Source organism: Gammaproteobacteria bacterium (assembly GCA_019748175.1).
Taxonomy (GTDB): domain Bacteria; phylum Pseudomonadota; class Gammaproteobacteria; order JAIEPX01; family JAIEPX01; genus JAIEPX01.
Genome location: JAIEPX010000017.1, coordinates 1 through 24,336, shown reverse-complemented (window position 1 = coordinate 24,336; position 24,336 = coordinate 1). Strand labels below are relative to the sequence as shown.

Sequence of the window (24,336 nt, the reverse complement as noted above, 5' to 3'; positions counted from 1 at the left end):
GAAGGGGGCTAGATTGAAGCTACCCTCTCATTACTCAGATTAGACCTACTGGTCCTGGCAAGAAATCATCATCGATCATCATTTTCATCAAAATTAGGCATGCGGTCGCAACGTGTTTGGTCGACAAAATCCTCTTAATTCCGCATAAATAACGGTCATTTACCCAACTTAAACTACTCTTCCATAGCCCATAACGCGCGCCCTCCGCGGGTTCCATTTTCCTTAAGTTTATGTTAAGATATGCGCACTTTACCCCAGCATCACCTTCACTAAATTGCTGGGCTCAATCGGTAATAGTTCGAGAGGAGCGGGTGCAATGCAAAAAGGTAATACGGGTGACGATATACAGCCATTAATCACGCAATCTGGCCAATCACCCGCAAAAGCAACCGCACCCCCACCCGCATTACCCCCAAAACCGCGTTTGGCTCCTAAGAAGGCAGGTGCGAATAAGCAAATCACCGCCGCCGCACCTGCTCAAACAACAACAGTCAACAAAACCGCCCGGAAATCCTTAGATTTAGACGAATTGTCTGAGACAGAGACCGAATCAGCCTCAAAACCCTTAATAGACTCTCCGCCGCCTTCTCCTCCAGCTGCCGTAAGACAAACCTCTTGGGCTAAATCTCCTAGAGGCTCTTCAGATGCCCCCGCAAGATCCACTATAGTTAGCACTCGCACAAAAACCTCCATTCCTCCTCCTCGAGAAAAACACTCATCACTCCAAGCTAAAGCAATCGATGAACCGATATTCAAAATCGACGCCGCTGAACGAGTAATGCGCTCCTACGAAACCCTTCAGAAAAATCTCCGAGAAGGACTTGGAGACAAACCCGCTGTTTATTTTAAAGCCATTGGAGAAATCAAAGCTGCAATTAAATTTCTTAATGATAACCCAGAACAACACACGTTAGTCGCATTATTCAGCAAACCAATTCGTATGTTAAATGCATTAATACCTGATACTACAAAAAAATCTCAATTGGTAAATAATGCTGAAGACAGCGCTAAAAAAATATCCAGCGATGATGATCATCAATCCACTGAAAATCGCACCAGTGGAGAGGCGGTCAATGCTGCCAGTGCAACATCAAGCTCACCTGATGATAAGAGCGACAAGTCGCCCCAACTTGTACTAAAAAAATCTTCGGCTGACATAAAGTCCCTCGCAAGTCATTCAAACAATGATGAAGTAAGCCAAGATTCTCCACCACGATCAAAAGCACAACCTGAAATTTTACCTGAACAAAAAATAAAACAGGAAATAAAGCTACTGCCCGTTCGTGACATGTTTTCTGTCAATACACTTGCACAAATCATAGCCGATAATAATTTATCACTTAATTCTCCGTCTCTTGTTCCACTCAATGAAATTATTTTAAGATTGCGTACATTAGAAGGACAATTTAATACAGTTTCATCATTAAAAGACCCCATCACAAAATTATGCGTCTATTATTCATCAGCACGTCAACAATTGATAGAAGCAAAAAATTCTCAAGAAAGAGAAAGTCTATTAGAGAATGAACCCGTTGTGGTAGGTGACTGTATCGACTATGTTATCCTAGATAAAGGAAACTATAAATCGGCTGATGAACGGGCTCGCGCCATGTTACAATCCGATCCTGAAGGAACATTAGTAGAGAAAAGTAATACAGGTAGAACCTGGGGTGGAATTCATTGTAATGCCTGGATGAAAGTTCCTGGGAAAGATACCCCCCTCAAACCATTAACTGAACAATACGCCCAAAATATCTATGGCTTAGTCAATCAAAATGAAGATATGCCCACGCATACTGCTTCTGCAGGAATAAAAATACTCCATACACACGTTAATCATGTAGCAAATCCCAATGAAGAACTTAAAGAAAAGCTGAGATTTTATGGCGAACACGATAAAATAGAACGATTTGAACAATGCGGCGATTTAGTCGCAGGAGACGATTTTATTGTAGCTCTTGAATCGTTGGCAGCTTTTATTGCTTGGAAAAATGTCTTAGGTGAAGCTGTTATGGTTGCTCATTTTACAGCTCTTGAAAAACTGTTCATCAATAACCCTGATTCTATTCGCGACATCAGCCTATGGCCTGAAGATTTAATTAAGCACTGGCCAAAAGAAATAATTGTATATGACGGCAAGCTTGAAGACGCGCTTGCAAAAAAACTCCCCACTTTTTTTAAATTATATCATCGCTTAATTCCTAATTATACTCCTGAAAAAGCTGTCGCAGAGCTACCTAGTACTCTTGATCGACTACATAATTATCCTTTAACCGCCTTAATCTTCCCTAATTGTTTGATAGATCCAGTAGATTTAACCAGTGCAAACCTTAAACTTTGCTCACGATTAAATAATACGGGTACAGCGTTTAATCATTGGCTGAGATCTTTTGATGCTGATGAATGCTTGAAACCTCCTATCACTGTCACTAATGGTTTACATTATCCAGCGAGTAAAGTTGTTTTATTCGCGATGGCAAAGCACTTAAAGAGACCTGTAGATCCTCAATGGGTGAAAGAAATTCTTGCCTTCACCCCACTTCAATGGGTCGTTAAATCAGAACAAGCCTCATACAACAGAATTTATAAAAATAATGCTCGACTTCTCGCAGAAGGTGTTTGGACTGAAGATATTATTTATGATCAGCAACAAACGCCTGACAACCTTCAACCCGATGAACCGAGTTCTAGTGCTGCGAAACCTCGCCCCCGAAATGCTGGAAGAAAACAATTAGCACTAGATATTCCCTTTATGCGAAAATTGAGTCAATTACCATTAATGCTAAAAAGATGGACTCGAGGTCAAAATGCGTTAAAACGAAATCCAGAGATGACCCTAGAAGAACTTTTTAAAGTTATGTACCCCGAGGTTTATATCTTTTATAAACGGTTGTGCCTCGATAAAATTGACGAAAGTAATTATCCAGGAAGTATATTAACAGTATTTGATAACATGCTACGTCAAACACCTCCATATGAAGTTGTGTTTATTGATTTTAATGAATATATCATCCCAACTTTAAGAAGACTCGGAAAGAAAGGTAACTATGGTCAAGATTATTTCGCCGCCCAAGCTTATAATCGTTTAGTACAAGAAACGAACAAACCTGAAGTTCCTAAAGAGCAACATATCAAAACCATGGAAGAACTTTCCAGAGAATGTATTATTCCAGAATTAGGTATTTCACTCGCAGAACTATTGAAAGATCACAACATATCAACGGCTGATAGCACCGATCGACTACTTAGCATCCCTGACTCCATTAAATTGTTCGTTGATCGCCTTGACACCCAATTTATTCCTACAGATCCAAAAGAGATTGTTGATCTACTCGACATGCTCGGAACGCATTATGAAGGCATCAAATTTAATTTACCTTGGCTAAAACCAGAGTCACGCAGAGCACTAATTTGTGACGCAATAGCTTTTGCCAAACCAGGCGCCATTAAATTACTTGCTAAAGATTCAAACGACATTAACGCATTAAATAAATTTGGTGAAACTGGATTTCATACTCTCTTACGAACACATCGAGATTTCGCATCAGACAACTTCTTAAAAACATTAGAAATATGTCTAAATTTTTCAACCTGCGATCCTGACTTAGAAGACTCTCAACAACGCACACCGCTCATGTTATTCATTGAATCAATGGATACCAAGGATCAAATACACGCTGAGTCTGTCATTACGTTGCTGAGAACCCATAAAAACAATGTTAATTTAAATCTTCGCACTCCTTTTTCTCGTAAAAATAAATTCGCCTCAAAAGAAGCGGGTACAGCTTTAGATTTCGCCATCGACAGAGATAATGTTTCAGCATTTATCGCCCTACTTAACCAAGGCGCGGGTGATTTAGTCGATATTAATGCGGCGCTTCAATTTATTAAAAAATACAAAGGCGATCCTGCATTCGACAAAGCACTTGAGTTATTAAAAATTCGACACTCAGAATTGGCGTATGAAATTTATTTAGAACAAATCTCTACAACAAAACCCGATAAAGAACATCCTGAACATTGCCTTATGATTGGTGCTGAACATGGCAAGCGCTACCTTTTGGAAAGTATCTGGAATACGCTTTTTGACAAAAAAGGTAGGATCATTAAAGCTGACGGTGTCAAAGAAGGTAAACATATTGTTAGGCCCATCAGAATACCAGGAAGTCGTGACCCACTATTATATTCAAAGTTTTATCCTGAATTTCCCGGACTACAACGTTTCGCTGAAATTTTATTGTCGTTATTCTCTTGCCCAACCACACGAAGTGAACTTTGGAGAGTTAATTCTTCAAAAGATGAAGCCATTCCTCTTTCATTAATTACTGCTGTGAATGGTGAATCACTATATAGTACAATTACAGACACTGCTAAATACAAAGAATTCAGAGAAAAACTAGACCGTAATCAATTTGATCTGCTCTGCGCTATTCTTAATTGGTTGGCCGAAGAAGATGGTCACGCTGATCAATTTAATGTTGTTAGAATTCCTACGCCTGAAGGCGAAAAAATGATCCCTGTGCCATTTGATCTTGAACGTATTTTGGTATCTGCGTACCTCCGTAAAGGCGATAAAATATTCTTACTGATGAAAAGCATCGTGATGTTCTTACACGATTATCGTCATCTTCCAATGACACCACAAACTATCTCCACTTTACTCAATGCAAATGGCAAGAGATTTTCCTCTACAGTATCTACGCGCGAAGAAATGGAACAACATATTCGTGAAAATTATAATCGACTATTCGATAAATTAGCATCATGTGTCCCAAATATTGAAGCACAACATCTGGCCCTTTTTCCTCGTGATGAAAAAGTTAAGAGCTGTACCCTAACCGGTAAACAGATGTTTAAAATACAAAAATCATTTAAAGCAAAAGTGGGCAGCACAATTGATCGGTTCGTGTCAGAAGAGGAAAAAGAAACTAATAAGGTTGTCGAAGACGATAACAAATCCGAGCGAGTACAAGCGTTAAACTCTGTACGAAAAGGATTAGGAATTAGCGAATTCATTACTGTGCTTGGTCTTCCTATAGAAGCAAGAGCTTTACCTGTACTCAGTGAACATGCTCAACATACAGCACTAGTCCTGCTCAAATATGCTGGCAGACCCATTACTAACCATCGAATACTCTCAGAAGTACGCCCCAACTTGTATCCAGAAGTGAATGGTGTTGTGTTAGCTCACCCCCGATTGAACCCTTGTGAACAATATAAAATATTCACCGAAGGTTTCACAAAAGAAGAAAGAAACAACACTGTGCCAAGAACAACCACTTCTCAAATGTCTTACTTACAGTGTGTTTCTCAACCTGCGTCCGGAAGATATCAGAGTACTGGTGAATGTGTGACCGCACAAGAAGCCGTTAATGCCTATAAAAAAGCAAAACAAACCTCACTGATGAAAACTATTGCGAGAGTAGAAATTAGTCGTGGTGATACCACAAAACTACAAAACTGTAACAATGTGCAAGAATTTGAAACTTTGGCCAATAATATTAAATGGAATCCTCGCAACGAAGACAATCGCGCTGTGATAGACACAATGATCCTCGTTCAAAAAGAAAATAAACTTATTATGCGAAAACATTTAAGAGTTGTGAATTGTAAATCATTTACTTTAGACGACTTTGAAACCATTTTAAAAATGTCACCCTTCTTAGAAACAATTGAGCTTACAGGCACCACTCTAACACCGGGCAAAGGACTTCAACTTCTCAAAACAGATGACCCTATTGAATTAATTGCTCTACATTCTCCGAATCTTATCAAACTGATCCTGAACGAAACCACAATAACATCTGCCGTTATTAAAGGCGATCTCTTACCCAGACTCACCCACTTTGAAGCTAGAAATTGCATGTTAATGAGAGGCGTCACGATCATCGATTCTCGCCTTACGCATTTAAATATTTCCGGCAGTGACAATTGCGAGCGATTAAATTTTGAATATACTGTTGCGCAAGCACATAAACGTCCTCTAGACGAAGAACGTCCCCTCAAAGTATTGGATGTATCTGGTTGTACAAAACTCAACGGTGACGACATTACTCGGGTTCTCGATCGCTCTCCTTTCCTCACCGATTTTATTCATGGCGGCAACCATAAATTCAACGCTCGCAGCTTCGCATGGTTTGCTTTCAAACAAGGCCGCTTTAATCGACGAATTTTTGAATCCATGATCCAGAATGGTGTTCTTAATCTTTACGGGCTGCCGTTTGAAGATAGACATCTAGCGAAATTCCAGGAGTGGCTGGGGGCGGCTAATGCGCCTAAAGTTACAGAATTCAATGATCGCGGCTGCAGTCGTACAACTCGCCTGGGAACGGTTGATTTTGTGTTTAGAAAGCAGGAAATTACTAGGATGATATATGGTGGGCCAGTGCGAGGAAATAGGACTTGTGGTCAAATCAAAGAATGGAACATGGGGTTGAAGAATCCCATCATGGCCATTAACACGCTCAATAGTGGAGCGATTGTTGCTTTTTCAAAACGAGTTCCTTTAAATGCTCGCAATTTAAGTTCTGTTGAATATAACGTTCGATTACCCGATGACACCGCAAAAGATATTCATAGTTCTGCTTATGATAAAGAAGTGACTGCTAAACCCGATGCAAAACCGTCATCATTGAGCACTGGATTTGACTTAGTGAGCAGTATTGAAATGTCTGACGGAACGCTGCTTTTGTCATTACAAGAAGACTCTTCACAAAAAAGTCCGTCTTCTTATTTAATGCTTTTAGATCCACTCACACGTACTACTCAACCCCTCGATGTTCCTGAAGCAGGATCACTAGCAGGTCATCTTTGCTATCTCAACTCTACAACGTTTGCTTTGCATTCCGATAAATTTTATATTATACAAAAAGAAGAAATGGGTTGGAGAATAAAGCATACTACTCAAGGCGCACATTGTGGTTTTGAACCTATCAGCAATGGTAAAGATTTAGTGGCGTTTTCTTTCGGAGATTCAACGAATTGCACATTATGCCTAGTGAATATTCACACGGGTGAGTTAATCTATTCTCAGCAAGTAAAAAATCGCATGAATAAAGCTGTTCTTTTCCTCGATGATGAACGCATCATGTATTACGATGGCGATTTTTATACCGTATTAAATTTTACAACGTTCAATTTCACTAAACTCGAGAAACACAAAAAATCTAATATTACCGATCCAAAATTTGCTTGGGCTAATTATTTGCCTACTGGTGAACTGTGTATCGGCGGAGGACAGAACGGTGAGGTATTAGATCCTACAACACTCTCAAGACTTTTCGCGTCCGACTACGGTCGTGGAAATATGTCTTCTCAAATCATTTCTCATAATGGCGATGAATTTTTCATCACCGAAGATGGTAAACTTTACATTGATAGAAAAGCTTTTTTTATTATGGATTTAAGTTTCAGGCAACAGCCACAAGCAGGTTTTGAGTGCATGAGAGCTCAAGATGACAGTAATACAATGACTATTTTAACGCCTGAAACTATTATTGTGGACAACAACCATATCGACGAATCTGGAAATGGCTGGAAGCCTAAAATGCTCTCTGGCAAGCCAACCTGTACGACTTTTACGCAAATGATCTTAGGCTTATTTGAGAAATATTGTGCGTTCAGTAGTCTTCAAGGACAAAAACCCTATGTTACTTTTGATCAGCAGGCCATTCACATTACAGGTTTATCAGAAGAAGAGGCTTCAACTCTCCGTGGATTACTGAATATTTTTTGGAAAAAACAAGTGAATGCCTTTGCTTTTCACGCACACAGACCTGAAAAATTATTATCCCAACAACAGTCCGTTGTAGATTTACTCGACGAAGACAATGAGCAAGTCCTGGTGGAACTCAATTAATTTTGATCATATTTATTTATGTGGTGATGGCTGATTAGCGACATGAGAGAGATTTTCTTTATCTGCTGCCGTGGTAATCTTATGATCTCCTACCGTGGTGAGGGCAGTCTGTACTTTCTCTTTCATTGACTCTCTTCCGTTCACTGTGACATCTTTAGGCCCTTTATTAGGTAAATCTGTCGCAATATTAGCAATATGATTGGGAGTATCGTCAGATCGTTTTACTTCCTCTATGTCGACCACAGGCTTACCTTGTTGTGCTGAAATAGATAAACGCCCACCTTTATTATCTTCTAATTGCATTGAAAGAGAATGGGGTTTTTGTTCTACTTGAACATCTCGAAAACCATGCGTATTTGCATAATTGGTTACAGTGGCTTGGGTACTCTGTAAATCATTATTACTTGCGACAGTGACCTTGACTCTTGATACCCATAAAGGTATTCCTTTTGCCGGAGCACTAGTAATTTGTCGTCTTTCATTTTTAGGTTCAACACTAACAGGTGTAGGTGGCAGTGAACTTCTTTTTTGATCGACAGCAACAGACGCTGTCGATGTGGGCACTGGCGCTGGTTTAGGCGTACGCGCAACTTCGCTTTTTTCAACACTCACCCTACTCGTCTCATCGGCTTTAGCAACAGAAGGCTCAGATTTTACCGTTTGTGCTGCTGGAGTGGGTGGTCCAGTAAAAAACGATTTTATAGCAGACCCTACTTGTTGGAACATTAACCCAACACTCGTTAATACACTCGTGAATGTAGTTTTATTTTTTGATTCCAACAAACTAGCGATATCTTTGACTGAACTTGGCCTTGTTGCAGAAACACTGATGGAATCAGGTTTCGTTTTACCAAATACTTCACGCCTAAAACTTGCATATCCTACAGATGAAAATCCCTTCATCACTACATCTTTTCCATTTCCACTCAATTCAATTCTTTGTCCTCCCTTAAACTCAATTGGAAACTTACCAAATTCTTTTTCATTAACAATTTCCAACTGCCCCCCTTGAGCTTTAAGCCACGCATTAAACTCATCTCCCTTACCTCTAAATTTATCCGCATAGCCATTCAACCGCACCTGATTATATTCATACTCCGCAACTTTAGTTCCGGCCGCCTCAACCCCTGTTTTCGCTTCCGCTTTTCCTCCTCCAAACAAACCCGCAACCGCCTGTCTCAATCTTCCAAACAGAGAAACCGGCTCCTCCGCTTTTTCCACTCCCAACAGCGATTCTCTCTCGGTTCTTGGTGACGATTCAGACACCCCTTCCTCGGTATCGCTACCAATAGATACACCGCTGCTCGTGTCTAATGCAGGTTCTGCCTTCGCCACTCCTAAATTAAGCGACATTACTGATTCATCAGCTGCTTCACTTCGCGAATCACTTCGCATAGTATCTGTCATGGTTTGTCCTCCTTCTAGTATTGATCCATCCTTTGCCTCTTCCCGTACTGATTCCTTAGAAACTTCAGCCTCCAATTTTTTTAAACCTGCTTCTAAATTCGATTTGACACTCTCGATCACCAATTTATCGGCGCTCGTTTTTATTGTCTTTCCTTCAAACTCTACTAAAGTATTTCTCAACGCCATTACTTCTATTGCAGCCAATCTTGATGCATCACTATTATTTTTTCTTGACACAAGTAGTTGAGAGATTTGTTGATCATAAGCGGTAGTTACATTCGAATACGCACCTTCTTTTCGATGGGCATACATAAAGTTTACTAGCGCCCATTTAGTACTTGCATGCTTATCGAATTCAAATGACTGCATTTTTCCTTTATAATTTTCAACTGACTTATTTTCTGCTTTTTCTGCAGCACGATATCGATCAGGAACTACATTAGTCGATGTTGCGCTTCCAAAAACATCCAAAACGATTCTAGGAATTCTAATTAACGCTACAAAAGGAGCCTGAAATATTGCACGAGCGGTTGTGTGCTCTCCAAAAATCACACTTACTCTTTTTACACCCACCTCAAGCGCTAAAAAAGCATATTCTAGAAGCACAAATGGATTCAAAGCGCGGGTCCAATTTACATCAGTTATTTTTCTATCAGAATTCAGTCTTATTATATTAAGTTCTCTAGCGCAATCTAACATCACTTCAGTGAATTTAAGATTCCCACCTTCAAAGAGATTTCCTGTTATAGCAGCCCATCTTGAAGTATGTACATCTGGTTTAATTCCTAAACCAACTAAACTATGTACGAATTCTTTTGCAATATCATCACCTGTCCTTTTGGTTTTCCCAGCCTTATCAATAGTATCTACGGTACTTGTTTCTGAATGAGCACCTCCTAAACCAGCCTCAGATGACAATCTACTAACTTCTTCTCCTACTACCTCAACAAGGGCCCAGTCATAAAGGTTTTTTGAATGATCATCCTTCGCAACGTAGTGACTCATATGATCAAGCACAGTACTTAATTCATGATGACTCCATTTAAGTGCATTTTCTCGATCTTCCGGTAAAATTAAACTCATTAATTTCCCAGTTAACCCTTCTGTTTTTCTATTAGTAGCATAACCTAACGACATCAAAGAACTGAAAAGAACTCCTCTTGCGCTTGCATCTGATTCAGCTAATCTTTTAATTTCTGTTACTTGTTCACTAATTGATATTGAACCAGTTGTTTTTGATCTCATTAAAGTGTCTACTAATAATGCCATCTTTACAGAGGGTTCTTGATTCGTGAATTGTTTTTTAACCTCTTTGCGTGTCACAACATCATGAGACAACAGATGACTTACCATAATACCTACTTTATCTTTATTTTCTGGTTTATTGAGCTCTGAGAAAATAGCTTCTTTATATTTATTATTTAGCCCAGCCAGCAATCGTAGATTTTCAAAAAGTGCTTGATCTTCACTGGCAATATTTGGAGATTCTCGTAAAAGAGTTATTATAGAACTAACTTTATTAGTGAGATAGCTATCCATTTCAGTTAAAACTTTTAAATTTTCAGCAGACTGTTGACCCATCAATTTCAGAAAGCTATTAAATTTACTTGGACTTTCATCACATATTTCTTGATATCTTTCAACTGCCTGCGCTTTTAATGTTATTTTTCTAACATCAGCACCCTCTGCTTTTTCGATAGCCGTAACCAGTCTTTGTGTTTCCCCACGCATGCGCTTAATGACTTTTTCATCAATGCCCTTATTTGACATGTTTGAATACCTCCTCCCATTTCTACTGTAATTATAGCTCATAGCACGATTTTCGCCGGTTTTCAGCAAACTCCAACCTCTTCACAATACGCCTCCCTGCCAAAACGTTTGTCTGGCGGGCCTACCAACTACCTGGCACATCGCCGTTTGGATGGTAAAAAATAGGGCATACTATGATCCAGTAGTTTTTTATTGTGGTCGCAGCCAAGGCGTCTGCAGTTACAATATGCTCAAAATGGGCCTACAGGCTTGGCCTCAAGCCATCGCAGCAAGCCAAGCAAATTTATGCTATAATCATAAGGAGGTGGTCTTAATTTATAGTTTTTAAAGGAGAGGCCTATGAGAATTGCATTTATCAGTAATATCGGATACATCCTTTTAGCGATCTATCTGATATTGATCGGTCTTAGCGGTTTAATTGCCGGCTTAGCTATTCCACCAATCGTTCTATCAGTCCTTGCTTTAGCGTCTGGAATTTTTATTCTTATTGGTAGATAAGTCAGCATCAATGGGAGGGGTTATATTATGTTAAGCTGGATATTAATTTTCTTAATTATTTCGATTATTGCTGGTGTATTAGGATTCACAGGAATCGCGGTAGAAGCCGCTTATTTTGCGAGAATATTATTTTTTATATTTATTGTTCTTTTTGTAATTTCACTCGTGATGCATTTATTTAGGTAAAGCGGCATATAATACCTATCAGGTTGAACGTTCACTGAATTGTATTTACTACACGCGCTGAAGCAAAATCCAAGATGCTTATGGTGCCCTTATTATGATTTATTATAAACCATAGAGGGGTTGTGATTATTAATAAAAAAACTAATAAAGTTAGATTGGACTTTTCTTATAAAAAATCGTATCTTTTTAACCTAACACAACTTGTGGGGTAATAACGGTGTATTTTCTAAAACATACAGAGACCTCTCCCATTCTCGAAGCTGAAAACCAACTTAAAATGCTACAATCTAGGCAACCTACAGAACCCTGGTTCGCTTACTTTATGGGCAACGAACAAAGTGTTAGAGCGCTCATTAGCGGTAAACTGGACGCTCACAAGGATTTGTTTCCAATCTCCTTATACTGCACTGAAGAACAAGCCGTACTAAGTGTTCCTAAAACAGCCCCTGGTAAAGGGTATATACTAGCCTACGGATGTGATAAGCATACAATTAAAGAACTGACTCAAACCGGACAATTCCATAAATCTATTCTATACGCTTTTAGTGCGCATGAGTTTAAACATAACCAGATGTACCCTAATCAAAAAAAAGCTATTACAGTGCTAGAAAACCAAGATCGCTATAATCATCCAGCAACTACTGATTCTGATAACATAGAAAGATTGGGCAAATAACTACAATAAAGTTCTTTATATTATTTGAATTAGTTTTGCAAAAATCACACATAAAAACTTTCATTCACAGCACTCCCCTGCCATGGTATAATTCGCCTCTTTTTTCACCGATAGAGGCCTATACAATGGATATTACACGCAAAATTGCAGACCACCTCAAAGTCAATGAAAAACAGGTCGCAGCTGTTATCACACTACTCGATGCGGGCTCTACAGTTCCGTTTATCGCTCGATATCGCAAAGAAGTCACCGGTAGCCTGGACGATACACAGTTACGTACACTAGAACAAAAACTGAACTACTGGCGTGAACTCGAAGAGCGCCGCCTGACGATTATCAATAGCATAACTGAACAGCAGAAAATGACGCCTGAACTTCAAGCCGCCATATTAGCCTCTGAAGACAAAGCCACTCTCGAAGATTTATATTTGCCCTACAAGCCTAAAAGACGCACAAAAGCTCAAATTGCTCGCGAAGCAGGTCTCGCACCTTTGGCTGAACAACTTCTAGCAAATCCCACATTAAATCCACTATCAGAAGCTGAAAAATTCCTCAACGCAGAACATCAAATTAATGATGCTGCTGCAGCGCTTGAAGGAGCTCGTCAAATATTGATGGAGCAATTTTCAGAACACGCCGATTTACTCGGTTCGCTCCGTGAATATGTCTGGAAAAATAGTATTTTAGAAAGCATCGTTGCAAAAGGAAAAGATGAGGTAGGTAAAAAATTTACTGATTATTTTAACTATAAAGAACCTATAAATAAAATCCCCTCTCATCGCGCACTGGCTTTATTTCGTGGTAGAGCCGAAGATATTTTACGACTTTCTTTAACACTGAACGACGATCAAAATGCTGATTGCATTTCTCGTATTGCTTCAACATTTAATATTGCACGACAAAATCGCCCAGCCGATACATGGCTCTATGAAACTGTAGAAAAAACCTGGCGATTAAAGTTACAACTTTATTTAGAACTCGATCTCATGACTCGTTTACGACAAAGCGCTGAAGAAGAAGCAATTCGCGTTTTCGCTGATAATTTAAAAAATTTATTGATGGCAGCTCCTGCAGGAAATCGAGTCACTATGGGGCTAGATCCAGGATTACGCACGGGCGTCAAAGTTGTAGTCATTGATGATACTGGAAAATTATTAACGTTTACGACCATTTTTCCGCACGTACCTCGCGAAGATTGGAAAGGTTCCTTAACGACACTCGCTAAATTAGCTCAAGAATTTAAGGTGGATTTGGTGAGTATTGGCAACGGAACGGGTTCACGAGAGACCGATAAACTCGTCACAGAACTCATGCAAAAATTACCTCAATTAAAACTCACTAAAATCGTCGTGTCAGAAGCGGGCGCTTCTGTTTATTCTGCTTCTGAACTGGCCGCAAAAGAATTTCCAGAACTTGATGTGACTTATCGGGGCGCAGTTTCAATCGCACGCCGACTTCAGGATCCACTTGCTGAGCTGATCAAAATAGATCCAAAAGCCATCGGAGTAGGTCAATATCAACATGATGTGAATCAAATTAAATTAGGTAGTAGCCTTCAAACTGTTTTAGAAGATTGTGTGAATGCTGTAGGAGTCGATCTTAACACCGCTTCTGTACCACTACTCGCTTCCGTTGCAGGTTTAAATGAAACGCTGGCAAAAAATATCATCGCTTATCGTGATGGAAATGGGCGATTTAAAAATAGAATGTCCGTAAAAAAAGTTCCAGGCTTAGGTGATAAAAAATTCCAACAAGCGGCAGGTTTTTTACGAATCACTCAAGGCGAAAATCCTCTTGATGCGTCCGCCGTTCACCCAGAAGCTTATACGATCGTAGAACGAATTTTAGCTCAACAGAAAAAAACTCTGCGAGAAATAATGGGAAATTCAGAGCTACTCAAAAAATTAAATCCTAGCGACTTTACCGATGAAACTTTTGGAGTCCCCACCATAACCGATATTATTCGTGAATTAGATAAACCAGGTCGAGATCCTCGTCCTGAATTTAAAACCGCTAATTTTAAAGAAGGTGTGGTCAGCATCAACGATATTAAACCAGGCATGGTATTGGAAGGTGTTGTGACCAACGTGGCAAATTTCGGCGCATTTGTTGATATTGGCGTGCATCAAGATGGACTCATCCATATTTCTCAATTAGCGAATCACTTCATCAAAGATCCTAAAGAAGTCATTAAAGTAGGAGAGATTATACAAGTGAAGGTGCTTGAAATTGATATATCTCGGGCACGTATTAGTCTTACACGACGTCTTGATGAAAAATCTAAAGATTCTCCTGCACCCAAAGAAACTCAACAACGTCAAAAGCCGGTGAAAGCAGAACAACCGCCCAATGCCATGGCTTCTGCCTTGCTTGCAGCCTTAAGAAAAGAGTGACTTGGGCCCCTCACTGACTGGACTTTTATACTAAATTATGTTAGGGTTCAGCCAAATTTTTACAAATACGCTTTGATCTTTAGTAATCTATTTTACAGGAGAGCGCACTATGAAACTACCTGCCCCAATTGATGATGTACTCTCTGATGCAGCTATTCAAACAGCGGCCGATATGAAAAAACAAATGGGCGACGAAACTATATTATATTCATTACTAATCATTGCAATTGGTAACGAAAGAACAGATAAATTAGCTTCGATCCTCGACCAGATTGGAAAAGAAAATTTTCAAGGAGAACGAGAAGTCGACGATCTCGGCAGAACCCCTTTTGATTATCTTATTCGATGCAAAAATAATAAGGAAGTAAAAAGAATCGTATTGGAATACTGCAATCAAAAACAGCTGGCAGTATATGCTGGAATACATGCAGATCTTCAAAGACAAGTTGATTGCTTGAACGCACCACTAACTTTAGAAGAAATTCAAACAGCCATCGATATAATGAAAGAATCGGGTAATGTTGGTCCACTAAAATTTTTCTTTGCTAAATCAGTCTTGCATGCCGATGCCGCTAAAATGATGCTACTTATAGCAGAAATTCCAGAGAAAGACTTTTGTTTTCACTTTGAAATAAACGCTAAAGGAACATCCCCTATTGATTATCTCGCTCGATGTAAAGATCCTAAATTTATACAAACAGCACTGATTTACTGCACTGAAGAAGAAAAACAATTATACGAACAGAAAAAATCAAACCAGCCAGCAGCAGTTGCCAAAAACTCTTCCGCTACTGCTAAAGCAGCACCACCACCTCCTTCAACAAAAGTCTCAGAGAAAAACTTTCACAAAGAAGTGCAATCTGCTAACACAAATGCGAATAGATCTGTTGTGCCATCGAAGGAAAAAGAAAGTGGCTGTACACTACAGTGAAAAGTCTATTAGTGTGACTCGCCTCTAATACGCTTATTAGAGGTGAAAAATTGCTTGAAGACTTAAAAAATTGGAAAGTTTGTGCAGGTGACAGACTAACAGTAAGAGTCGCGCCCAACGCATCATCAAATCGTATTAAGGTAGAGAAAACGCAAGATGGATCTACTCGCCTCAGGGTCTATGTTACTGTCCCTGCTGAGAGCGGAAAAGCCAATGAGGCTGTTTTGAAATTATTGGCAAAGGCACTGGAAGTACCGAAATCAGCCCTCCTTATCGTACGCGGTGAATTAAGCCAAGATAAAATCATAAAGATTTTGAAATAAATGTTGCAAATTCTTGATGGTACTTCAATGGTGTAAATTCAATGATCTGATAGTCCGCTAAATCATGAATTTTGAATGGATCATTTTTTAGAATATTATCAAGCTTTTCTCGTTCATTGAGTTGTGAAATGATTACCCCACCAGTCCGAGGAATTTTAGGTCCTGAGGTGACGAAATAATTTTTTTGGTAGCCCTCTTCCAGAAATTGACGATGGGCAACAACGTGCTCATCAATTCTCTCAATGGGTACTTTGTAGTTTAATAGAATTACGAACATTGCCCTTTACCCCCATAATCAATAAATAAAAAAAATTCATTCTATAGATAGAGCTCAATAATTATCAAGCCACCCTATTTTAGTGTGGATAATAATAAATTGGCAAGCTCCTCGCTCTGCGATCTGATTTCTCTAACAGCCGTAGTTTCAAATGAAATCCCTTTTCTCGCTGGACCTAAGGCAAATATTTTCGTAGACTCTTGACCAGAGGGGTTTATTATTGCTCCTGATTTGGCAACATTTAAGCCTAATTGAAGCTCGTTAAATTTAGCGTATCCTTGTGATATTAAAGAGTCGACTATAGGATTGAGATGATCATGATTATATTTTCCTGGACCCGTACAGTTTATTATACAATCAGCATCTAAAGTAAGCCTTTGATGTGCATATCTGGTTGTTATTACAACTGATTTGTTTGCAATTTCAACAACATGACCTGCAATAATTTCCAGTGATTCATCGCCTTGATATTCCTTAATATTACCGGCTATTTCAGGCGCCACTCTGTGACGCACAGTTTCCCAGTAAGTAGCAAGATGCCTTAAGAATTGTTTTTTCTCAAACAAGGTGAATGACATCCAAAATTCATTGGCTTTTAGTCGAATCGCCTTAAATAAGGCTTGATGGTAGTCTATTTGATTCGGATGAGTTTGTATTTCATATCTAATTAATCTTATAAGTTTCTTTAGTGGCAACGGGAATAGTTGTTTGTCAAAATCATAATGTGTCGTATCAGGTAAGTTTACCTGCGGCAAGAGTCCATGCCTAGATAAAGCCATTATTTTACCTTGATGATTTTGTGATTTCAGTTGAATCACTGCGTCTATCATTGTTAACCCGGTACCTATTATTAAAATTCTGTTCTTTTTTGAAATAGCATTATAGCTTTCAAAATCCCAGGGATTATGTATTATTGGAATAGTATTATCTGATTGAAGCTTTAGTCTTGGCAAGAGATTTCCATGCGCTAAAACAAGCCTATCTGGATTCAAAGTCTTACCATCCGATAAACTCAGCAAAACGCCTTGGTCATTCTCTCTTATAGAGATACATTCAGCATGAATCATCTCTATAAAGCCTCCTGCTTCGGAAGGCTTAATCATTGCCTTAAGAATATCTTCTAAATATTGACCATACATTTTTCTTGGAAGAAATTGGTCGGGCAGTTCATCAGATTTTATTCCTAATTTTTTATGGTGACGATTGATCTTTAACCAATGAACAAAATGATCTTTATCATGATTAAATGCACTCATATCTTTAGCTCTAACATTCAACAAATGGAGTGGATTTAATGTTGAATAAGCGACCCCTCTTCCAAACGATTTTGATGAGCCAATTAAATAGATATGAATGGATGATTGAGAAAGTCGATATAAATTCGCGGCTAATGATACACCAGAGTATCCAGCACCCACAATCGCAATGGTAGGAATTTTATTTCTTTGATCGAGCATTTTTCTTCCGTTTTTTGCTCTCGCTAATAGCTTCAACTCTTCCTGATAATTTATCGGCAAGAGGAATAATAATATTACTCGCTGCATGTTCAAAAACAAAAGGAAAAACAGCATGTATGATGCAAATTAAGCCTGCTAAAAACATTTGCAATCCTGCCCACACTGCAAATTTAAAATGCACTAGATAGGTTTCTCCTGCATGATGTGGATGAGTTAAAAATAACTTTCTCATAGCGCTCTCCTTATAACATACCCCACTACAATTATAGCTCAAGATGACTCTTAAAACACATATTTGCTATTATAGCTTAATGTATAGACCAATTATTGCGCCTCAATGTAAAATGCCGTATTCTTCGAAGATACAGGTATAATCCTAGGATAATTGTGTTTGGAGATCATTCATGAAAATACGTTGTGGTACTCGTGGTAGTCAGCTTGCTTTAGCTCAAACTCAAATGGTAATTAATGCTCTAGAACAGTCGCACTCATCTTTAGAAGTTGTACCTCACGAAATTAAGACATTGGGCGACCGTAAGCAAGGCACTAAAGCTGCAAGTCAAAGTGATAAAAAAGACTGGGTATATGATCTTGAATTGGCGTTATTAAACAATCAAATAGATTTTGCCGTTCATTCGAGTAAGGATATCCCACATGAAATTGAGCCGGGTACTTCTCTTCTCCCTGTCTTAAAACGAGGAAATCCTTATGATGCCTTTTTAGGCAAAAAAATGGGTGATAGTCATCAGCGACTTTTATTTTCTGAATTACCGCTTGGCGCTAAAGTTGGAACAGCCAGTTTAAGACGGCGTGCCTTTCTACTGAAAATTCGCCCCGACATAATCGTTGTAGAATTCAGAGGAAACGTAACAACGCGCGTGCAAAAATTAGATGACAGTGAAGAATTAATGGGAGCGATCATGGCTTCTGCTGGTTTGGATCGAGTCAATATTCCCGGTTTAAAATACGAAGCCATCTCTTCAGATACTATGTTACCAGCAATTAACCAAGGCATTCTTGCAGTTCAATTTCGAGAAGATGACCAAAAAATTAAAAAAATACTCGAAGCCATTGTAGATCCGGAAACTCAAGCATCGTGGCTAGCAGAACGCGGAGTCGTAGAAGTTCTTAAAGGTGATTGTAAATCAGCGATTGGTATTTTTGCTCAATGTGATAATAATTCTGTTACCATTACAGCCAATGTCATGTTACCCGATGGCTCAGAAAGTATTGTAGCAACGGATACCGGACAGTTATCACAGTCTTATGATTTAGGAAAGAAATTAGGAGAGCGCCTGATTGATTTAGGCGCAATGAATATTATAGAACGCTCTCGCTATCTGCCGACTGAGAATTCTTAGTCGCGACTTTATTTTGCATATTTTTAAGACGAACGCGATGATTTTGAAGCTTAGTTTCCAAATGAGAAATTTTATCGCACATTTCTGATGGATCGAAGTGTTTTTCGAGATAATTAATATCCACCTCAATTTGTCTTAATTGCAATTCATCAGTAGTGGTTTCTTTATCCATTTTCAATTTGTTAATGTACTGAAGCCCATTCGAATAATTGTCTTTTAATTTCTGAATGGATTTTTCAAAATGGGACGTTGCACGACTATAGTCTTCAATACGTGCCATTTGATGCTGCCGCTTTGAATAATTACCAAATACTGTCATTGTAGCCATACGATGCTCCTTAAGCCTTGCCCATGTCTGTTTATACTGTCATATAATAAATCTGGCCCATTATATGCTATCTATAAACTAAAGTAAAGCCCTCGGAGGCCCAGAATTGGCCTCTGTAGCCCCTTTGCAAGCCACACCAGGCCCTGTATGACCACTCTCAATCACCTACCACCCCATCTTCCGCAAGCCCCTCCCCTAAAACCCCTCATAGCGAAAGGAAAATCTTTTAACACTTTGATAAAGACTCGATTTTACTGGATAGTATTGCTATACTTACAGTGAAAATCTCATACTTTCAAACACGGGGGCGATTTGGTTTCGACGTGGATTACAAAGCTTGAGGTGCATGTCGAGCATGTAGCTTCACTCGTTAAAATGAGTTGCAAAATTATAGTCGCAAATAACGAACTATACACCAAAGTCGCCTAAGGGCGGCTTTTCACTCACTGGATAGGGCTTGTCCTTCCAGGTCTGCTTCGGTAGACACGAGTGATCACCCTTTACAAGATCGCAGCAGCGACCGCCTTAGTCAATGCTGTTAAAACCTAACTAGGCTCGCTGTTACTACCCCTGCCAGTCGGGTTAGTAATCGCTAAATCAATGACTTGGCTAAACATGTAGTACCAACGGTAGCGGATTTACGGACGCGAGTTCAACTCTCGCCGCCTCCACCATATGGCGTCACCTTTTGTGATCGAGATACAACTTATCAACGCATTATCAGACAATTATATTGCTTGCATGATTAATGCTGCCACAAAAAACTGTATCATCGTTGATCCAGGCGAAGCAGATCCTGTTTTCAATTTCCTCAACGATCATCACCTCAATTTATCAGGCATTTTAATCACTCATCATCACTGGGATCACATCAACGGCATAGAAAAATTATTACAAAAATTTGATGTTCCGGTTTACGGCCCTGCAAAAGAACCGGTTCCAGGGATGACTCATCATCTTAATGATGGCGATGTCATTAATCTAGAAAGACTAGGAATGACATTTAATGTTATGCATATTCCTGGGCATACACTGGGTCATATAGCTTACTATAATGATGATGTTGTATTTACTGGTGATACTTTATTCACAGCGGGCTGCGGAAAAATTTTTGAAGGCACAATAGATCAAATGTACAATTCTCTAATGAGGATCGTCTCACTGAATGAAAAAACATTAGTGTATTGTGGACATGAATATACTGCATCAAATTTAAAATTTTCGCAGACAGTAGAGCCTGAAAATCTTGATATCCAACAGCGAATTGATCAGGTAACACAACTACGTCAAAAAAATCTTCCTACTGTTCCCGCTCCGCTTTCTCTTGAAAAAATGACCAACCCCTTTTTACGCTGCGCAGTTCCGTCAGTCAAAAAAGCGGCGGAAAATTACGCTGGAAAAGTATTGAACACGCCACAAGAAATACTTGGAATACTACGATCCTGGAAAAATAATTTATAAAAACCAGGTATTAGAACGCGACGATAATATTAATTAGCTCACGCAGCTCAGCATCATTGCAAATCTCTTGCCCCATGAACCAACTGAGCAATTGAGGATCAGTTTCATCCAATAATCGATCAAAATTTTTAATTTGTTCTGCGGTGAGTTGAGCAAACTGAGATGATGAAATGAATCGGGCTAAAAGAGCATCCAGCTCGAGCATACCGCGGCGGCAGCTATAACGCAGCCGCGCGATATTTTGTTCTCGTGATAAGTCATCTGACATATTAGTGATAATTACGCATCTTCACCTGCGCCATACGATTCGCGCATCATGAAAGATAGAATTAAAGCAGCAAATAAGCATAACGGAATCATCACCAAAGCCACTTGATAATTCGCTGCTGAATATGTCCTCACTCCATCGACCATTTGACCTGTCCAAGTATGGTCAAGCAATTTTCCAACGAGCGGTGAAAATAACATTCCACCAAACATAACCAGCATGTTAACGAAGGAAACCGCAGAGCCTGACATATGAAACGGGCAATTTTCTCGACCAATCGCAAAACACACGATCTCTGTTGAAGAGAAAAACCCAAACAGGAAAATCAATGCATAAACGATATAAGGAGATTGAGGCGTGAGATAAAGAAGTGTTAGAAAACACAACCCGGATGTAACACATCCTAAAATCAGAGTCATCCGACGTGATCGGAGTAAATCTGAAAACCATCCTGCAAAAGGAGCCCCAACTAACCAACCTGCAAATACCATCGCATTGGCGTATGAAGCTTGATGAGGTGTGTAACCATATGTTTTCACAAGGAAGTCGACGCCCCATAATTCACCGAACACCGACAAGGACATATAGAGAGCAAGACCAATAAGTCCGGCATACCACATTTGAATATTTTTGGCGATTGACCAAACACCACGCAAAGCTTCCCGTAATGTAACCCGTTCTAGAGGTTCCATATATTCAGGGTCACCATGGGTATCTCTCACAACTAACCAAATGACCGGCACAAGCATAAAACCGATGACCGTCCCAATAAATACCGTCTTTTCCCAGCCGATTGACTCTACAAGGCTCGATAATTGAACAACCCCCGTCATTGCCCCAACCATACCCAAGGCTGTCGCCAAACCAGCAAACAAGGCAAATCGACTAATGGGCAACCAGATCGCGGCTAGTTTGAGCACGCCCACAAACGCAAACGCACTACCAAAACCGACTAAAAATCGCCCCGTGCCAGCCAACCACACCAGGTCGGTGGAACCAAAAAGTAAGCTGCCTAGCGCACAAATCAGCACCGCTAGCGTTAACATTTTCCGCGGACCCATGATATCTGTCATCAATCCAACGACGATTTGCATAGGTGTATAAGCGATATAATAGAGTGAAGTAATAAACCCGAATTCTTCTGCAGTTAATTGAAATTTATGCATTAAGTCTGGAACCATCACACTCGGTTCTATGCGCAAAAGATACTCATAACAATAAAACAAGGCACCCAGACCACAAATAGCCCAGCCCAACATTACCGAATTACGCGATACTTGCGATTCTGTCACTATATTCCCCTCCCATTATCGAACAAAACTAAAGTCCTACCAGGGACCCTGCTACCAATACCAAAACAGCCTATCTTATCAAAAAATCACTCTAACATCCACAGCATCTCCCGGTTAGGATTTTTGGATGTTTTGGTCACTCAATGCCCTGTATTCGTGATGCCCGATTTTAAAACCCGGAGATTCCTGCTAAAGCCTTAACTTCGTACTCAGAATTTCCTGTAAATATAACCCGCAAGTATTTGAACTCAGAGCAAATTGAGTTATACTTCGCGGTCACCAGCCGAAGGGCTGAACACGATATTTTTATAAACCTTAAAGAGGAAGGATCACAACGATGCAAGGCGAAAAGAAATTCGAAATTACATTAAGTCACAAGTTAACAGGCTTCTTCACGCAAGATGGCGATTACATCGAAGCGTTAAAAGTTGTAGGTAAATCTGCGTCAGACGCTACTCAACTAGAAGCAGCAAAAAATTACTTAATAGATAATGACCTTTTTGCAAAACATCCCAATCTTCTTGGTTTAAATGACATATGTTCTAATTTCTTAGGGTACGAATTTGATGAAAGCGATCCAAAAAGAATAGCCGAAGCTTTCCGCAAACCCGAATTCGTAAAAGCTCTCCAAGCCGATAAAACATTGCTAGAGATTTTCAACTCAGAAGACTCACAAGTAGAAGCAGCGAAATTGTTTGTCATGACCGCCCCAGGTCTCAACATTGTGTTTTTTGTTGCATTATCTGGCAATCCGCAATTTGTTGAAGATTTTATCTCACGCGTAGAATCAAGTGGCGCATTAAAGGGTAAATTCGATATTAATACGCATTATACAGAACACAAACTAAATTTGCTTTTCTGCGCTACTTTACTGCGCTCTCCACAGCTACTTGCTAATTTCCTTGATAAAAAAATTGATTTAAATCATAAAATTAAGAATCATGATCAATATTATACTTTACTTCAAATGATGCTGTTTTTCTATAACAATGCCGAAATGTTGAAAACTTTAAAAGAAAAACTTCACGCTGAAACTTACTCAGCCCTTATTAATAATATCACTCTCGAACCCATGAATTCCGGCATAACCCAAACGGATTTATTGTCGTTTGCTCTAGAATCAGATTTATTAAAAGGCAAGGATAAAGCGTTAATAGAACTGGTTGATTTTTGCTCTCGTGACATCAAAGTATCAGACACGTTACTAGGACTCATTAATACCAAGCTTAGCGGAGAAACCAAAACAGCCGTGACGGAAAAACTAAAACCCGCTAAAGCAGCTGAAGAAGAACATCAACAACAAAATGCTTCAACTGGTAACGGTTCTGGTCTACTTGACGACGAACCGGTAGACGAGGTCCATCAAGAACAGCCTCTACAAAATGCTTCAGTTGGTAATGGTTCCGGTATACTTACTGACGAACCGGTAGACGAGGCCCATCAAGAACAGCCTCTACAAAATGCTTCGGCACGTGATCCCTCTGATCTACTTGCTGACGAACCAGAAGATGTGGTCCATCAAGAACAGCCTCTACAAAATGCTTCAGGGCGTGAAACCTCCGGTCTACTTACCGATGAACCTGAAGACGTAGCCCATCAAGAACAGCGTTCACAAAATGCTTCAGCACGTGAACCCTCCGGTCTACTTACAGAAGAACCTGTGGACCCAGAGCATCAAGAACAGCGTTCACAAAATGCCTCAGCGCGTGAACCTTCTGGTCTACTTACAGAAGAACCTGTGGACCCAGAGCATCAAGAACAGCGTTCACAAAATGCCTCAGCGCGTGAACCTTCTGGTCTACTTACAGAAGAACCTGTGGACCCAGAGCATCAAGAACAGCGTTCACAAA

The 24,336-nt window shown here is 39.6% G+C and carries 17 protein-coding genes and 1 other RNA gene; 11 read left to right on the top strand and 7 right to left on the bottom strand.

Translation table 11 applies throughout. The features are described from left to right. Positions 1-316 precede the first annotated feature (316 nt). Complete coding sequence (locus tag K2X50_08345; GenBank protein MBX9587251.1) at positions 317-7,858, top strand: hypothetical protein; 7,542 nt, start codon at positions 317-319, stop codon at positions 7,856-7,858. A gap of 12 nt (positions 7,859-7,870) precedes the next feature. Here K2X50_08345 and K2X50_08340 read toward each other — a convergent pair whose 3' ends face one another. Continuing rightward, a complete protein-coding gene (locus tag K2X50_08340; GenBank protein MBX9587250.1) occupies positions 7,871-11,035 on the bottom strand; it encodes a hypothetical protein in 3,165 nt (1,054 codons plus the stop codon). A gap of 339 nt (positions 11,036-11,374) precedes the next feature. Between K2X50_08340 and K2X50_08335 the strand changes: the two genes are divergently transcribed. The 6 genes from K2X50_08335 (at position 11,375) to K2X50_08310 (ending at position 16,042) form a co-directional block, all read left to right on the top strand. Beyond that, positions 11,375-11,533 (top strand): hypothetical protein, encoded by a 159-nt coding sequence (locus K2X50_08335; protein ID MBX9587249.1) that lies wholly within the window; start codon positions 11,375-11,377, stop codon positions 11,531-11,533. Positions 11,534-11,560: 27 nt separating this feature from the next. Then, positions 11,561-11,719, top strand: coding sequence for a DUF1328 domain-containing protein (locus K2X50_08330; GenBank protein MBX9587248.1), 159 nt, complete (start codon positions 11,561-11,563; stop codon positions 11,717-11,719). Positions 11,720-11,936: 217 nt separating this feature from the next. Then, positions 11,937-12,395 carry a hypothetical protein gene (locus tag K2X50_08325; GenBank protein MBX9587247.1) on the top strand — a complete coding sequence of 153 codons (459 nt, stop codon included), beginning with the start codon at positions 11,937-11,939 and terminating at the stop codon, positions 12,393-12,395. 125 nt (positions 12,396-12,520) lie between these two features. Continuing rightward, positions 12,521-14,788: an RNA-binding transcriptional accessory protein gene (locus K2X50_08320; GenBank protein ID MBX9587246.1), complete on the top strand. Its 2,268-nt coding sequence runs from the start codon at positions 12,521-12,523 to the stop codon at positions 14,786-14,788. Between the two features lie 109 nt (positions 14,789-14,897). Further along, entirely contained in the window at positions 14,898-15,719 is an 822-nt protein-coding gene (locus K2X50_08315; protein MBX9587245.1) for a hypothetical protein, read from the top strand. 50 nt (positions 15,720-15,769) lie between these two features. Continuing rightward, the gene (locus K2X50_08310; protein MBX9587244.1) at positions 15,770-16,042 is read left to right on the top strand and encodes a DUF167 domain-containing protein; all 273 of its coding nucleotides are present in this window, start codon (positions 15,770-15,772) and stop codon (positions 16,040-16,042) included. On the opposite strand, the gene K2X50_08305 is transcribed toward K2X50_08310, so the two are convergent. From K2X50_08305 to K2X50_08295, 3 genes are all read right to left on the bottom strand, one after another. Next, complete coding sequence (locus tag K2X50_08305; protein MBX9587243.1) at positions 16,023-16,319, bottom strand: YciI family protein; 297 nt, start codon at positions 16,317-16,319, stop codon at positions 16,023-16,025. The two genes, K2X50_08310 and K2X50_08305, sit on opposite strands and share 20 nt — an antisense overlap. Before the next feature lie 74 nt (positions 16,320-16,393). Then, complete coding sequence (locus K2X50_08300; protein MBX9587242.1) at positions 16,394-17,776, bottom strand: FAD/NAD(P)-binding protein; 1,383 nt, start codon at positions 17,774-17,776, stop codon at positions 16,394-16,396. Beyond that, positions 17,757-18,008 carry a capsule biosynthesis protein gene (locus tag K2X50_08295; GenBank protein MBX9587241.1) on the bottom strand — a complete coding sequence of 84 codons (252 nt, stop codon included), beginning with the start codon at positions 18,006-18,008 and terminating at the stop codon, positions 17,757-17,759. Before K2X50_08295 ends, K2X50_08300 begins: the two co-directional genes overlap by 20 nt. 172 nt (positions 18,009-18,180) lie before the next feature. Between K2X50_08295 and hemC the strand changes: the two genes are divergently transcribed. After that, on the top strand, positions 18,181-19,137 hold the full coding sequence (gene hemC, locus K2X50_08290; GenBank protein MBX9587240.1) for a hydroxymethylbilane synthase: 957 nt from the start codon (positions 18,181-18,183) through the stop codon (positions 19,135-19,137). Here hemC and K2X50_08285 read toward each other — a convergent pair. Then, a complete protein-coding gene (locus K2X50_08285; protein ID MBX9587239.1) occupies positions 19,097-19,465 on the bottom strand; it encodes a hypothetical protein in 369 nt (122 codons plus the stop codon). The genes hemC and K2X50_08285 overlap by 41 nt on opposite strands. 303 nt (positions 19,466-19,768) lie before the next feature. On the opposite strand from K2X50_08285, the gene ssrA reads away from it, so the two are divergent. Both ssrA and gloB read left to right on the top strand, forming a co-directional pair. Further along, positions 19,769-20,139: a transfer-messenger RNA gene (gene ssrA, locus K2X50_08280) on the top strand. A gap of 1 nt (position 20,140) precedes the next feature. Beyond that, positions 20,141-20,926, top strand: a complete 786-nt coding sequence (gloB, locus tag K2X50_08275) for a hydroxyacylglutathione hydrolase (GenBank protein MBX9587238.1) — start codon at positions 20,141-20,143, stop codon at positions 20,924-20,926. A 10-nt stretch (positions 20,927-20,936) separates the two neighbouring features. Here the strand turns inward: gloB and K2X50_08270 are convergent, their stop codons facing one another. Next, on the bottom strand, positions 20,937-21,194 hold the full coding sequence (locus K2X50_08270; protein MBX9587237.1) for a succinate dehydrogenase assembly factor 2: 258 nt from the start codon (positions 21,192-21,194) through the stop codon (positions 20,937-20,939). Positions 21,195-21,205: 11 nt separating this feature from the next. Further along, positions 21,206-22,486, bottom strand: a complete 1,281-nt coding sequence (locus tag K2X50_08265; protein MBX9587236.1) for an MFS transporter — start codon at positions 22,484-22,486, stop codon at positions 21,206-21,208. Between the two features lie 337 nt (positions 22,487-22,823). On the opposite strand from K2X50_08265, the gene K2X50_08260 reads away from it, so the two are divergent. Continuing rightward, positions 22,824-24,336 (top strand): hypothetical protein (locus K2X50_08260; GenBank protein ID MBX9587235.1); only part of this gene is annotated, 1,513 nt, incomplete at its 3' end.